This is a genomic window from Bartonella taylorii 8TBB (assembly GCF_902825155.1).
Lineage (GTDB): Bacteria > Pseudomonadota > Alphaproteobacteria > Rhizobiales > Rhizobiaceae > Bartonella > Bartonella taylorii_A.
The window spans coordinates 1-417 of the sequence record NZ_CADEAG010000163.1 but is presented as its reverse complement, the minus strand read 5'-3'; the positions used below and the strand labels follow the sequence as shown (position 1 = coordinate 417).

Genomic DNA, 417 nt, shown 5'->3' with positions numbered 1-417 from the left:
GCTGCAGATTTATCGATCTTTTTTTATTTTTTTATGCCTTGCTTCTATTATATCAACAGTGCAAGCCAATGGAGTAACCGATGAAGAATTGATAAATCTAAAAAAGGAAATTTCCATTTATAATAAAGCACTTAAAGAAATTGATTCAAATACTATCTTAAATGCTATTCCCCCAAAAATTATTGAGAGTTTGGCAATCAAAAAACATCTTAATAAAGCACAATTGAAACAAATAATAAAAGGCCAAATAGAACAGCTAGAAAAAAATTATAAAACCGAGAATGTGAAAATCGACCAAGCACAAAAACGTGAAGGAAATCTTGATGATGATATTCGTGATTGTGTTATGCCTTTAGAAATCGCAATTACGATAAATAGTGGATAAAAGGGTTATATTAAAAGTGAGCTTATTGCCGT

1 protein-coding gene is annotated in these 417 nt (G+C 29.7%); it reads left to right on the top strand.

The features are described 5' to 3' along the window. Window positions 1-385: hypothetical protein (locus J7R13_RS09120; protein ID WP_208438332.1), on the top strand; the 385-nt coding region annotated here is incomplete at its 5' end. Window positions 386-417: the final 32 nt, after the last annotated feature.